Raw genomic sequence first — 14,205 nt, 5'->3', positions numbered from 1 at the left:
AATGACAAACTTAAAAATTTTCAGTATATACCTAAACAACTATATTTTATTATTTTTATTATTTGTGGGGACTAGCCCCCATACCCCAACTTCTTTTGCCGATTAGGCACCTACTCGGTGGTGAGCCAAAGAAGCAAAAAGACTGCATTTTTAGGGTATATTATATATTTAATAGGAATGTTTTTAATATAAAGTTCTAGCAGTTGCGTTTTCGCGAAGCGTATCCGAGCCTGTCGAGGATATAGCTACTTTGACGAAGTCCGCAGAGCGTGTGCGGCAAAAAAGTTGATAAATTCTATATAAAGTGCATCAGTTGACAAACTCTAAAATTTTTAGTATATATTATAAAATATAATTGGTATTTATTTCAACTTTTGACAATATAATATATAGTAATATACATGAAACTATACTTAAATATAAAGATTTATAAATTTTAAATAAAAAGTTAGAATTACTGATAAAAAATGCCTTTGTATATAGTTTAGTTGTATTTTTTTATGAAGTAATATATAATTATTTTTATGTTAAATTATTCATACCTTTATAGTGGCTTTTTATCATTAAAAGCTCAAGCAAGCAAGCAAGCAAGCAAGCAAGCAAGCAAGCAAGCAAGCAAGCAAGCAAGCAAGCAAGCAATAATCCTAAAAAATATTCTTTATTTATGCCTATTAATCTTAATAGGCTCGTTGTATTTCAAATTAAAATTATTAATGGTATAAAATTATGATAAAAGTAAGTATAATAGTACCTGTATATAATGTTGAAAAATATTTAGAGCAATGTTTAGATAGCATTATTAATCAAACTTTAAAAGAAATAGAAATAATTTGTATTGACGATTGTTCAACAGATAGCAGTTTATCAATATTAGAAAAATATAAATTAAAAGATGATAGGATTGTTTTGATAAAAAATAAAGTCAATCTAGGTAAAGGTGATATAAGGAATTTAGGAATTAATAATAGTAATGGTGAATATATAGGTTTTGTTGATTCTGATGATACTATAGAAGAAAGATATTTTGAAGAACTTTATAATACAGCCAAGAAATATGATTCTGATATAGTTTGTACTAATAATATAAAAAAAGTTAAAGAAGGTTTTGTTAAAGATGATAAAATAAATGATTCTAAATTTAAAAGTGGTATATTAAATTATGATGCCAGCATTTTTATAGAGTCTATGAGAAATCATTTTATTATGAATTATAGTATAAATAGAGTTATATGGAATAAATTATGGAAAAAGAGTTTTTTATTGGATAATAATATTAAGTTTCTAATGAATTTCTTAGGTCAAGATTTTTGTTTTGTATTAACATCGCTTATATATTCACCTAAAATTTCTTATAATAATACACCTATTTATTATTATCTTCAATATCCTAGAGAATATTATTTTAATAGCATAGATTATTTAAAAAGCTATATGCTCATAGCAAAACATTCTACTGAATATACAAGAGAAAATAATATTTGCTATTTGAATAATATATTTAATACATCTATGGGTTTTGTTTATTATTCTTTTATGGATATTTATAAAAATACTAATGATCATTCTGAGGTATTAAAAATATTATTTGATTTTTTAGATGATTTTAATTTTGATAATATAACTAATGCTAATAATTATTTGAAATCATTTTTTCTAAAAATAAAAAAAGATAAGGATTCAAGAATAATTGATAAAAGAGTATTATCATATAAAATTATAACAAAATGTTTACCTGTTCCAATTTTGAAATATTTAAGAGGTAAAAATATAATTGTATAAATTAAGAATTATTTTATTAAAAAGTTTTGATATGTAATTCAACTTTATATATTGTTTACTGTAATTAAATAATTTTGTTTTTATAATTTATATTCTTAATATATAAAACTATATTAGAATAAATTTGATTATAATATATATGTTTTTTAATATATACCTAAACAACTATACTTTGTCAAAAATTATTTTTATTATTTGTGTGGACTAGCCCCCACACCCCTACTTCTTTTGTTGTCACAAAGAAGCAAAAAGGCTACATTTTGGCTTTAATTTTACGAATCACATTACATTTAATACAAAATTAGTACGATTAAGTACTAATTTTATACTTGCACTTTTTGGTTCTTTGACGCTGTCCGCCTGTGGCGTGCGGCGGGAAAAAGAACAACAAAAAAATTGACAAACTTAAAAATTTTCAGTATATATTGTTAAGATTTTTATAATATATAATTATGTATTTAAGAAAAGTATTGAGAATTATATAATTGATTTTTTTATTTAATTATATATAATTAAAAATATTTTTTAGTAATTAATATGGATTTTATTTTATATGTATAGAAATTATATTGACAAATTAGTTTGGTATATACCTTTTAAAAAACTAAGAGATTTAATAAGAAATATTTTGTTAGAATATTTTAAGAAATTAGAAGTTATAAACGAACAGATAGCATTATTAGATTTCAGATCAAAAATTAGAAATAGTATTTCGCAATTACCTGAAAATATTATAAAAGAAACAAGAAATCCTAGACTTATTGTTACTTTAACTAGTTATCCTGAAAGAATGGAAACTATAGATGTTGTTTTGTATTCGCTTCTTGATCAGACATTAAAGCCTGATAAAATAGTACTATGGTTAAGTTATGAGGAATTTCCTAATTTAGAAGATGATGTACCAAGCAATATTTTAGATATGAAAAAATATGGTATAGAAATAGAATTTTGTCATAACATACGTTCATATAAGAAATTGGTTTATTCATTAAAAAAATATCCTAATGATTTATTAGTAACATGTGATGATGATATTTATTATCAGCGTAATTGGCTAAAATTATTATATAATTCATATTTAGAAAATCCAAATATTATACATTGCCATAGAGGATTAAGAATTTCTTATGATGATAATCATAAAATATCAAGATATCTTGATTGGAATATAATTAAAAATATTGATGATGAAAATATATCTTATAAAAATTTTTTTACAGGATCGGGAGGAATAATATGTAAGAAAGATTTTTTTTATGAAGACATTTTCAATGAAGAATTGTTTATGCGTTTATCTCCTACAGAAGATGATATGTGGTTTTGGGCTATGGCAGTATTGAATGGAACTAAGATAAATGTTGTAAAAAATAATATGGCAGATTTAAAAATAGTATCTCTCTATAATTATTCAAATTTATGTCAGCATAATGTACATGTAAATAATAAAATATTTGCTGATATACTTGACCATTATGGCGATAAATTAAAGGATAAAATATTTAATGACAATTAATAAATATTATCTAAATTTTTCTCTAAATCTGTCACGCCATTTTTTTATTGGTATTAGTCTTCCTAAATCGCGTCTTTTTTTATAATCTATAGATATATTAATTTGTATTCCAAATATAACTATTTGTAGTACTTTGTTGCTACTATATATACCAAATAGTTTTATCCAATTGCCTTTTAAACGTACATCATCATAATCATAAAATTTTTGTTTTAATATAGTTTGAAATGCTGTTATAGGCTCATCTCTAAACCAAGGAGTATATTGATAATATTTCCAAAATTCATCTATAAATAATAAAGCTTTTCAATCCTCTCCCATTGGTTTTTCTGAACCAGGATATTGTATTATAATAGCATTATTTAAATCAGGTTCTTCATAATGATAACTTTTTTCAGCAAAAAAAGACCATTTTTCATCTAAAAATTTAACTTTATCTTTTAATACACCATTTAATATATCTTGATCTCCCATAATTGTTTTGTAATTATTATTAAAATATTCATTAAATTGTTTTTCTATATTAGATTCTTTCCACAATTTATTGTTTATTAATAAAAATCCAGAACAGAAATATTTATCAGCTATATTACCTACTAAAGATTTTGGATGCTCAACTACTATAGCATAATAGTTTTCTATATCCATTAGAAATAATTCTTTTAAACTTCCAGTAACTACAATATCAGAATCTAAATATAAAATTGTATCTACATTTGGTATTAAAGTTGATATAGAAAGTCTATAATACATAGCTGGGGATAGATATCCTTTAAAAGTAGCTTTTTCAAACCATTCATTATACATTTCTATATCTGGAGTATAAAATTTAATCTCACATTCTTTTATACTTTTTAAAGATAATATTTTTTCTTTATTTTCTTTAGTTATTCCGCCGTCTATTAAATGAAATATAATTTTTTCATCTTCTAAACTATTTTTTAATATAGATGCAATAGCAGTACCCATATATTTGGCATAATTGTTATCACATGCTAAACAAATATTCATTTCAATCATTTTATTTACCTGCCTTAATACCGAATAATCCCTTTATCTGTCTTATAATTCTTTTTATCTCTCTAGTTACATTGTATGATAAAGAAAAAGGCTTTATATTAAATCTTTTTATTCCTATTTCAAAATCAGCTCTTTCATCACATTTTATTTCTTTTGGATGAATAAAGTTATTCATATCTGTAGGGTATGTTTTTCTATTTGCATTAGGATCATTTTCGTCTGGTGTATGTGTGGAATCTTCACCATATCCTATATTAGATAACATATTTGAATTAGCATTTATAGATACACAATCCATGCACATTATAATATATGCCCATTGAGTATCCCATACAGAAGAATGTTCTTTTTTTATTCTTGGGAACCATTGCTGCCAATAATCTCTTATATTGAAGTCTTTATATCTTTTTCTAAGAATTTTTCTTAATTGTTTTATATCAAAATTTTTCATGTCAGGATCATAATATTTCCAAGCTCTTTTCCAAGTGGCCCATCCGCATCCATGCATAATTGTTGCAAAATAATAGCTTGCTTCTCCTACTTTTCTATCTAAAGGATTTTCGCCTGTTATATGCATAATTTTTTCATTATCTTTATAATAATCTAATAATTTTTCACAATAATAAAAGAATGAGTTTTCAGCTATAACATCATCTTCAAGTATTATTCCTTGTTCTTCGTTTTCAAATAACCAATTTACTGCATTTACAGGACCATAACAGCAACCAACATTATTTTCTCTAAATAAAGTTTTTACTTCGCATTCCCAATCTACTGCTTTTAATACAGCTTCTCTTGTATTGATACATTTTATTTTTTCTTCTTCATTTCTCCAGCCATCAGCAGCTATATATAATTTTTTAGGTTTTACATTTCTTATTGTGTCCAAAACTTTTAATGCTGTATCTTTTCTTTTAAATATAATTAATAATATAGGTGTGTTAAACATATTTTATCTTCCTGATAACCCTGATTTTTTTAATAAATATCTTCTAACTTTATCTCTTAATTTAAATGTTGGTATCCACCAAACTATTTTATCTATTTTTTTTCTTTTAGCATTATTTTCGTTATAAGTTTCACTTCCGCCTGCTTCTATCCATATTTTATTATTTTCTTCCCATAATTTATTGTAAGTTCCTCTCCAAAATTTTTTAGGCCCTATAGCATGTACTATATGTGCTTTATCTGCTATTTTTGAAGTAGGATATGCACCATAACTTTCTGTCAAATCATAAACATCTATATTGAATTCTTGTATAAAAAGACAGAGTATAGATTGATCATTAGTTTTATATTCTTCAGCCTTTTCATAGCACCAATTATGTATTTTTTTATAGTCTTTAATATTGTCATTTATTAAAAAAGTGGCAGCAGCAATTGATACTTTATTTAAATCATAATTTTGTACTAAATGTAAATTAGTATTATTGAAGTTTCCTGATATTGGCATTTTGTTTGGAAAGTACAATATAGCAAGCTGATTATTAATATTAAGTATTTCTGAAATATCTTTTTGTATAACAATATCAGTATCAACATAAAAAACTTTTTGGTAATTATCGAGCATATTAAAAGCTTCAAAACGTGCATAAGTGAATACACTAAAATTATTTAATTCTTTTAACTCCATCATTTTTTTAGAGAATTGAGATTCATAAATCTTTATAATGATTCTAGGGAAAATTGTTTTTAAAGCCTTTTCATCATTTGGTTCTAATTTATCTGTATAAAATATTATATCATATTCTTCATCTTTTAAGTTTTGAAATAAATATTTTTTTGCTCCTATTATAACATTTCCAACAGCGAAAGCCTCATTTCCTGTTGAACATAAAAGTAAAGCGATTTTTTTCTTCATTATCGATGTATTTTCCTATTATATATTATTTAATATTTTTTTATAATTATATACTATAACTTAAAAAAATAAATAGTAAAAAATATGAAGTGATACACAAAAATTATAAATGCATTCATTATATTTGTAATGTTAGTATATTTGTTAAGGTATAGTTTTTAGTATTTGAATAATTTTATTATATAAAAAAGTATATAGTAAATACATTTGTTTGTTTTCTGATTATATTCGGCACTCAATATGGAGTTCGTCGCGAACATAGCAATAATATAAAAGTAAGCCGAAGCAAGCAAATAAATTTATTTATTTGCTGATTATATGCAGCACCCAATATGGACTTCGTCGCGAACATAGCAATAATATAAAAGTAAGCCGAAACAAGCAAATAAATTTATTTGTTTTTTGATTATATTCGGCACCCAATATGGACTTCGTTGCGAACATAGCAATAATATAAAAGTGAGCCGAAGCAAGCAAATAAATTTATTTATTTGCTGATTATATTCGGCACCAAATGTGGACTTCGTCGCGAACATAGCAATAATATAAAAGTGAGCCGAAGCAAGCAAATAAATTTATTTATTTGCTGATTATATGTGGCACCAAATGTGGACTTCGTCGCGAACATAGCAATAATAAGTAATAATTTTATGTTTTTTAATTATAAATGTTTTATAATGTTGTTTATTACAAAAAAAAGTATATAATATATATTTAGATAAAAAATTAATATTCAATTTTTATATAAAATTAAGGAGAATTAGTATGGCAGAATTGCGTTATAATCCATTACTTGGAGATTATGTTATGATAGCGAGTCATAGGCAGGCACGTCCTCAGATGCCTAAAGATTATTGTCCATTTTGTCCAGGAAGTGGTAAAGTTCCAGATAGTTATGATGTTCATAAATATGATAATGACTTTCCAGCATTATCTTTTGAACCGCCTTATCCAGATGAGGTAGATAATGGTAAATTATTTAGAACAGCTCCATCAATTGGTAAGTGTGAAGTTATATTATATTCTCCAGATCATACAGCTACATTACCAGAACTTCCAGTTGAACATATAGCAAAATTAGTTGCTTTATGGCAGGAAAGAATGAAAGCTATAGCAGAAAATAAAAAAATCAAATATATTATGCCTTTTGAAAATAAAGGTGAAGTAGTTGGAGTAACAATGCCTCACCCTCATGGTCAAATATATGGTTATAGCTGGATACCTTTAAGAATAAGAAGAAAAATAGAAATGGCTTCTAGTTATTATAATCTTAATGGAAGATGTTTATTTATGGATATGATAGAGCAGGAATTAGAAGATAATAGAAGAATTATATTTGAAAATGATCATTTTATATGTTTCTTACCTTTTGCTACAGAATATCCTTATGGTATAATGATAATGCCTAAAAAACAAACTATTTCTATAACAGATTTTGATAAGGCAGAATCTGTATCTCTAGCTGATGCTCTTAAAAAAGCTACCTCAACATTAGATTTGTTATTTGACATGAAATTCCCATATATGATGTGTATGTACAGTGCTCCGGTAAATGACGGATTTAATTATAATGATATATGGAATTATCATATAGAGTTCTTCCCGCCTATGAGAAGTAAAGAAAAACAAAAATTCAATGCTTCATCAGAAACTGGTGCTTGGGCCCCTTGTAACCCTACAAGTCCGGAAGAAATGGCAGCTCAGTTGAGAACAGCCTATATTAGATATATGGGTATCTAGGTGCCGTTAAAGATAACAGTAATAATACCACATAGGATTGGTGAAAATATAGAAAAAACACTTGAAGGGGTATATCTATCTAATTACCCTAAGGAAAATATTGAAATTTTTCAGGCTGAAGGTACGCATCCTACAGTTCAAAGAAATGAATGTATTAAACAATCTTTAGGGGATATTATATATTTTATAGATAATGATTCTATAGTTAGTGCTGATAATTTAAAAGAGGCTAGTGAAATATTTGAAAAAGATGAAAAGGTAGCTATTGTTGGTGGTCCTGCAGTACATAGAGTTAGCTCTTTAACGGAAATGTATATAGATAAATGTATGAGATCTTATTATGCTGTTGGCCCTATAGCTAATAGATATAGATCGAATAATGTTGGTATAAAAGAAGGTACGGATAGAGATGTTATTCTTTGTAATTTGTTTGTAAGACGTGATGTAATTTTAAAAGCTGGCCTTTTTAATGAAAATTTGTATCCTAATGAAGAAAATGCTTTAATAGATAAAATACTTTCATTAGGGTACAAATTAATATATGATCCTAAAATATTAGTTGAAAGACCGCCTAGATCTAATTTAAAATTATACATAAAAATGCTTCTTAATTATGGCAGGGGAAGGTTTGAACAACTTTTCAGAGATTTCAATACTAAAAATTTAATATTTACTTTACCTGCTTTATTTTCAACTTATATAATTTTAGCACCTGTAATGCTTTTATTATATCATTTTTTTGAAGTAAACATAATAAAATTTTATTTTCTTCCATTATATATTTATGCAATATTAACTTTTTTTGCCGGATTTTTTTCAGCTATTGAAGATAAAGGTATTATTAATAAAATAATTGGTATTTTTGTATATCCTTTTATGTTCTTTATAACACATTTTTTCTATGGCTTTGGATTTTTTTATGGTATTTTAAGGATTCTTACTAAATTCCATAGGATTGCTAAATTTTCTATAAAAAAATATAAATCTTTTGGGTAAATTTGTAAATTTTTATTATATATTGATAATTACATATTGTAAAAATAAAAAAAATGTATACCCTTATATGGATTAAAAGATTAGGTTATGAAAAATAATGGGTTTAAAATATGTATTTTGTTTTCTAATTGTATTTACAAGTAATTTGTTTTGTATGTACAATTTTCAGTTAAATGATACCTTTTATGGATTAAATTCAAATAATGATGGAATTACAGATATTAAAGATATAAAATATGAAGATTATTCTGTTAATTTAACTACTTTGGGTTTTCCTATGTTTAGCTCTTTAATTGTAGTTCAAAATAAACTTCCTGTTTTAGACATATTATTAGAATTTTATAGTTTTATAGGGTATAGTGAAGAAGTAGATACTCATATTGATTATTTAAATTTTTTTAGGACTTTAAAAACTATAGAATACTTTTTTGTTGAAGGAAGTGATAGTATATCATTTTCTTTTTCATACTCTAGCACAATGAATGTATGTTATAATTCTATGATAAGAGACTTATCAGGTTCTTATAGTAAATTTTATATAGATACAAATATATTATTTGGTTTCAATTTTTATATATGATTGCTAATAGTATATATTATTTATTAGAAAATGTTTAAAAATTGTAATAAAGTTTATTTTTTATTGAAATAAATGTTTGCAAATTATAATTATTTATGATATATTGTATAGAAAATGATTTTAATTTAAAGGTTTTAAGTGTCAAGTATATACGAAATAATCACTCTTGATGGCCCTTCAGGGGCAGGAAAAAGTACAATAGCTAAATTAGTGGCAAAAAGATTGTCTTTTAAATATTTAGACACTGGAGCTATGTACAGAGCAGTAACTCTGTATATGATTAAACACAATATTAATATAGATAATAATGATGAAGTCATATCCGCTCTTAATAATTTAAATATTAATTTTGATAATGATGGAAGAATATATTTAGATAATGAAGATGTTACAGAGGCGATAAGAAGCATTGAAGTAGTTAATTTAGTTTCTAAAGTATCTTCTATAAGTGTTGTAAGACAGAATATGGTATCTCTACAAAGAAAGATAGCTGAAGGTGGTAATTATGTAGTAGATGGTAGAGACATAGGAAGTGTGGTCTTTCCTAATTCTAAATATAAGTTTTATATGGACGCTTCTTTAGATGAAAGAGCTAAAAGAAGACATGCTGAAGAAATATCCAAAGGCAAAAATATTACTTATGAAGAAGTTAGAGAAAGTATAAGAAAAAGAGATGAGTTTGACTCTAATAGAGAAGATAGTCCTCTAGTAGTTCCAAAGAATGCTAATATAATAGATACTACAAGTATGACTATTGATGATGTTGTAGAAAAAATCACTAATGTGATTTTTAATATAAAGTCTAATCTAAAATAATTAGATATTTTTAACCTGTCAAAGTACAGGAGGGAGAAAGAAGAATGGAAGAGAATAAAAATCTATCAAATGATGAAATTGAATTTCGTAAAGCTTTGGAGGGCAGTGATAATACCTCTTTGAGCCGAGGAAAAATTATAAAAGGAAAAGTAGTACAATTTGATGATACAGATGTTTTTATAGATTTTGAATCTAAATCTGAAGGTAAAATTAAAAGAAGTGAATTTGATAAAGAACCTGTTATTGGTGAAGAAATAGAAGCTATAGTTTCAGGCGAAGATGATAAAGGCTATGTTATTTTATCTAAAAGCGAAATAGATAAAAGAAAATCTCAAGAATTAATAGACAATGCAGTAAAAAATAACAGTACAGTTACAGGTGTAGTAAAAGAAGTTATTAAAGGCGGATTTAAAGTATCTATAATGGGACATCAGGCTTTCTGTCCATTTTCTCAAATAGATATAGCAAGAGGAATTAAAGAAGCAGATTATATTGGTAAAGAATATGAGTTTAGAGTAATTAAGAAAAACGGCAGAGATGTTGTAGTATCAAGAAGAGTTTTATTAGAAGAAACTCAAAATGCTAGTATAGAAAGTTTCTTAAATAATCTTAAAGAAAATGATATTATTAATGGTAAAGTTAAAAATATTGAAAAATTCGGTGCTTTTGTAGAAATTACACCTGGTTTAGATGGTTTCTTAGCTATACCTAATATGTCTTGGGATAAAGTTGTTAATCCTAAATCTATTATTTCAAAAGGCGATGAAAGAATGTTTAAAGTTCTTTCTGTAGATAAAGAAAAGAAAAGAGTTGATTTAGGTCTTAAGCAATTAGATGAAGATCCTTGGAGCAAATTTGTTGAACAATATAAAATTGATGATGTTATACAAGGTGAAGTTACTAATGTTAAAAAATTTGGTGCTTTTGTAAAAGTTGCTGATGGTATAGAAGGACTTGTTCATGTTTCTGATTTAAGCTGGAATTCACATGTTAATAATCCTGCTGATTTCGTTAAAAAAGGTGCTTTCTTAGAGTGTAAAATACTTGATATGAATGTTGCTGAAAGAAAACTTACATTAGGATTAAAACAAGTAAAAGAAAATCCTTGGGATACTGTAGAAAAAGACTTCCCAGTAAAATCTGCTGTAAAATGTAAAGTAAAAAGAATAATTAAAAACTTTGCTGTATTTGAACTTCCTAATGGTTTGGAAGGTATATGTGATATAAGCGATTTTGATTGGAGAAACAATATTGTTAACATGAAAGACTATATTAAAGAAGGTGAAGAAGTTAATATGGTTATCATGTCAATAGATAGAGATAAACAAAGAATTAAATTAAGCTACAAACATACTAAAGAAAGTCCTTGGAGATTATTTGAGAAAGCTCATCCTCAAGGTTCTATAGTTGATGGTACTGTAAAAGCTATAGTTGATTCTGGTGCTATAATTTCTTTAGAAGATGATTTAGAAGGTTATATGCATGTTTCTCAAGTTGAAATTCCTAAAGGAAGTACTTTAGAAGAAGTTATAAAAGTAGGAGAAACTTATCCATTCGTTGTAAGAGAAGTTAATCAAAGTAAAAGAAGAATTTCTTTATCAAGAAGAGAATATATGGAAGCTCAAAACAAAAAAGAAACTCAAAATTATATTTCAAAAGCAGAACCTACTTCTTTAACTTATAACCCTTTTGACAATATAAATAATTAATATTTAATATAATTATTCAATTAAAAATCCTAACATTTATTTGTTAGGATTTTTAGTTTATAATGTATTTTTATTTTTTATTGGAGATTGTTTTTTATGGACACTATAAATAACTCGAAACTAAATGAATTGAAGAATGGAAATAAAAGAATAAAAGTAGCTCATATTTCAGATACGTATTATCCCAGAACTAACGGTGTTGCAGTTTATGTAGATTCCTGTACTAATTATATGATTAATAAAGGATTTGATGTTATTATACTTGCTGCACAATATCCAATAGAAGATAAGAGACCGGAAAGACCTAATGTAAAAATAAAAAGATTTAGAGCATATCGTTTATTTTTTACTACAAATAAAGATGAAAGAACTATATATTTCTCTGAAAAGAAAAACATATATAAATTTTTAGATGAAGAAAATCCTGATATTGTATATGTACAGACAGAATTCCTTCTAGGTATTTATGCTTTAAAATGGGCTAAAAAAAATAATAAATTGATAATAATGATAGCACATACTTATTGGGCACCATATATTAAATATTATGCTCCTTATTTGCCTTTGAGTTTTTGTCACTTTTTAGTTAATCATTATTTAAACTGGTATTTTTCAGCTGCTGATATATTAATAACTTCCACTCAGGAAATGGAAGATTTCTTAGTAAAAGAATGTAAGATAAAAAATCCTATACACAGAATGTTTATAGGTATAGATGAAACAGATTTCCAAAACTTTGATAAAGAGAAAGAAAAAGCAGAAATGCTTGAAGTATACCCTAAATTAAAAGATAAAAAAGTATTATTATTTGTTGGAAGAATATGTAAAGAAAAAAATGTAGATTTTCTTTTAAAAGCCATGAAAAAAATATTGGAATATAGAAAAGATGTAGAGCTTCTATTAGTTGGAGGCGGACATTATATGCAATATTATATGGATATGGCTAAATCTTTAGGTATAAGTGAATATACTACATTCTGTGATGCTGTTGAACATTCTAAAATAAGAAAATATTATGCATTATCTGATTTATTTGTTTTCCCTAGTGTAACAGAAACACAAGGACTTGTAACTACTGAGTCATTATATTTAGGAATACCTGTTGTTGCTGTAAGTGCTTTAGGAACTAAGACAGTATTAAAAGGTAATAAAGGCGGATTCTTAGTTGATGAAAATGATGTTGAATTTGCTGAAAAAGTTAATTTATTGCTTGATAATAAAGATATATATGAACAGAAAATAGAGGAGGCTTTGGAAAGAGGTAAGTCTTTGAGTTTTTCTGCTAATTATACTTTATTCTCATAAAATACTAATTTTCTTTAGGTTTGAATATGATTTGTAATAGTAAGATGCAGTCTTTTATAAAAGATATTGATATTTCAAATATTACACCAAAAAATTATTATTCTATATTTGAAAAAGAAAATTCTAATAATGAAAAATATTGGGTGATAAGTAATGAAACAGATTGTACTTTATGTAAAACTGTTTCTGTTGGAAAGAATTTGACAGAATTTGAATGGGATAATAATGAGATATTTATTTCAAACAGTATGGATATTAAAGAGGTTCTTAATCTTGCTTTAAAAATGTTTGTATCTTTAAAAAAAATTCTTGAAGAAAATTATTCATATCAAAAATTTGATTTAGTATTATCCTTATCAGAAAAAGATGATGATGTTGCTCCAAGTGCTAATATAAGATTTTATGCTGTTAGAAATGGTTATAGAATAATAGATATAGAAAATATTGAAAATTATAAATCAGAATCAATTTTAGTAGAATTGGTAAATTTTTAATATTTTGTTTTATTTATGAATGTGATTTTGATTTATTAATAGTATAAAATATTATTAAGTTTTCTTTAAAATATTAAGAGAAAAACTATATTCTGACTAAAAATGCAGTCTTTCGCGAAGTGTATCCGAGTTTATCGAGGATATAGGTTCTTTGTGCCAATACCACCCTAAAGGACTTCCTATGGTCGCATGCACTCCTTTCAGTTGCAAAAGAACTTGTGGTGTTACGAAGTACGCAAGTGGTGGGGCTAGTCCCCACAAATAACCCAAATATAAAATGTATTTTTTGACAAACTCCAAAATTTTTAGTATATACTGAAACGATTTCATTTTGCCGACTACTGCACATTATGTAATATTATCAACTTTTTTGACGCACAAAAAAGTTGCAA

The 14,205-nt window shown here is 25.6% G+C and carries 12 protein-coding genes; 9 read left to right on the top strand and 3 right to left on the bottom strand.

Annotated elements, in window-relative coordinates:
- Window positions 1-726: 726 nt before the first annotated feature.
- Entirely contained in the window at window positions 727-1,779 is a 1,053-nt protein-coding gene (locus tag R4K56_RS13465; protein WP_335772774.1) for a glycosyltransferase family 2 protein, read from the top strand.
- 553 nt (window positions 1,780-2,332) lie between these two features.
- On the top strand, window positions 2,333-3,292 hold the full coding sequence (locus tag R4K56_RS13460) for a hypothetical protein (protein ID WP_335772775.1): 960 nt from the start codon (window positions 2,333-2,335) through the stop codon (window positions 3,290-3,292).
- A 306-nt stretch (window positions 3,293-3,598) separates the two neighbouring features.
- On the opposite strand, the gene R4K56_RS13455 is transcribed toward R4K56_RS13460, so the two are convergent.
- Genes R4K56_RS13455 through R4K56_RS13445 form a run of 3 tightly spaced genes read right to left on the bottom strand, consistent with a single transcriptional unit; the run spans window position 3,599 to window position 6,173 of the window.
- Window positions 3,599-4,312 (bottom strand): glycosyltransferase family 8 protein, encoded by a 714-nt coding sequence (locus R4K56_RS13455; protein ID WP_335772776.1) that lies wholly within the window; start codon window positions 4,310-4,312, stop codon window positions 3,599-3,601.
- A 1-nt stretch (window position 4,313) separates the two neighbouring features.
- Window positions 4,314-5,261, bottom strand: a complete 948-nt coding sequence (locus R4K56_RS13450) for a nucleotide-diphospho-sugar transferase (RefSeq protein WP_335772777.1) — start codon at window positions 5,259-5,261, stop codon at window positions 4,314-4,316.
- A gap of 3 nt (window positions 5,262-5,264) precedes the next feature.
- Window positions 5,265-6,173, bottom strand: a complete 909-nt coding sequence (locus tag R4K56_RS13445) for a glycosyltransferase (RefSeq protein ID WP_335772778.1) — start codon at window positions 6,171-6,173, stop codon at window positions 5,265-5,267.
- A 765-nt stretch (window positions 6,174-6,938) separates the two neighbouring features.
- Here R4K56_RS13445 and galT point away from each other — a divergent pair.
- The 7 genes from galT to R4K56_RS13410 all read left to right on the top strand — a co-directional run bounded on the left by galT (window position 6,939) and on the right by R4K56_RS13410 (window position 13,813).
- A complete protein-coding gene (galT, locus tag R4K56_RS13440; RefSeq protein ID WP_335772779.1) occupies window positions 6,939-7,913 on the top strand; it encodes a galactose-1-phosphate uridylyltransferase in 975 nt (324 codons plus the stop codon).
- Window positions 7,914-8,909: a glycosyltransferase gene (locus R4K56_RS13435; RefSeq protein ID WP_335757955.1), complete on the top strand. Its 996-nt coding sequence runs from the start codon at window positions 7,914-7,916 to the stop codon at window positions 8,907-8,909.
- 154 nt (window positions 8,910-9,063) lie between these two features.
- Window positions 9,064-9,489 carry a hypothetical protein gene (locus R4K56_RS13430; protein ID WP_335757954.1) on the top strand — a complete coding sequence of 142 codons (426 nt, stop codon included), beginning with the start codon at window positions 9,064-9,066 and terminating at the stop codon, window positions 9,487-9,489.
- A gap of 138 nt (window positions 9,490-9,627) precedes the next feature.
- The gene (gene cmk, locus R4K56_RS13425) at window positions 9,628-10,305 is read left to right on the top strand and encodes a (d)CMP kinase (RefSeq protein WP_335772780.1); all 678 of its coding nucleotides are present in this window, start codon (window positions 9,628-9,630) and stop codon (window positions 10,303-10,305) included.
- A 44-nt stretch (window positions 10,306-10,349) separates the two neighbouring features.
- The gene (locus R4K56_RS13420; RefSeq protein ID WP_335757952.1) at window positions 10,350-12,014 is read left to right on the top strand and encodes a S1 RNA-binding domain-containing protein; all 1,665 of its coding nucleotides are present in this window, start codon (window positions 10,350-10,352) and stop codon (window positions 12,012-12,014) included.
- Window positions 12,015-12,110: 96 nt separating this feature from the next.
- A complete protein-coding gene (locus R4K56_RS13415) occupies window positions 12,111-13,319 on the top strand; it encodes a glycosyltransferase (protein WP_335772781.1) in 1,209 nt (402 codons plus the stop codon).
- Window positions 13,320-13,345: 26 nt separating this feature from the next.
- A complete protein-coding gene (locus R4K56_RS13410) occupies window positions 13,346-13,813 on the top strand; it encodes a hypothetical protein (protein WP_335772782.1) in 468 nt (155 codons plus the stop codon).
- Window positions 13,814-14,205 lie beyond the last annotated feature (392 nt).

Origin of the sequence: Brachyspira pulli (genome assembly GCF_036997785.1) — a bacterium.
In the GTDB taxonomy this organism is placed as follows: domain Bacteria; phylum Spirochaetota; class Brachyspiria; order Brachyspirales; family Brachyspiraceae; genus Brachyspira; species Brachyspira pulli.
The sequence above is the reverse complement of the archived record's forward strand: the minus strand, read 5'-3'. Positions and strand labels throughout refer to the sequence as shown.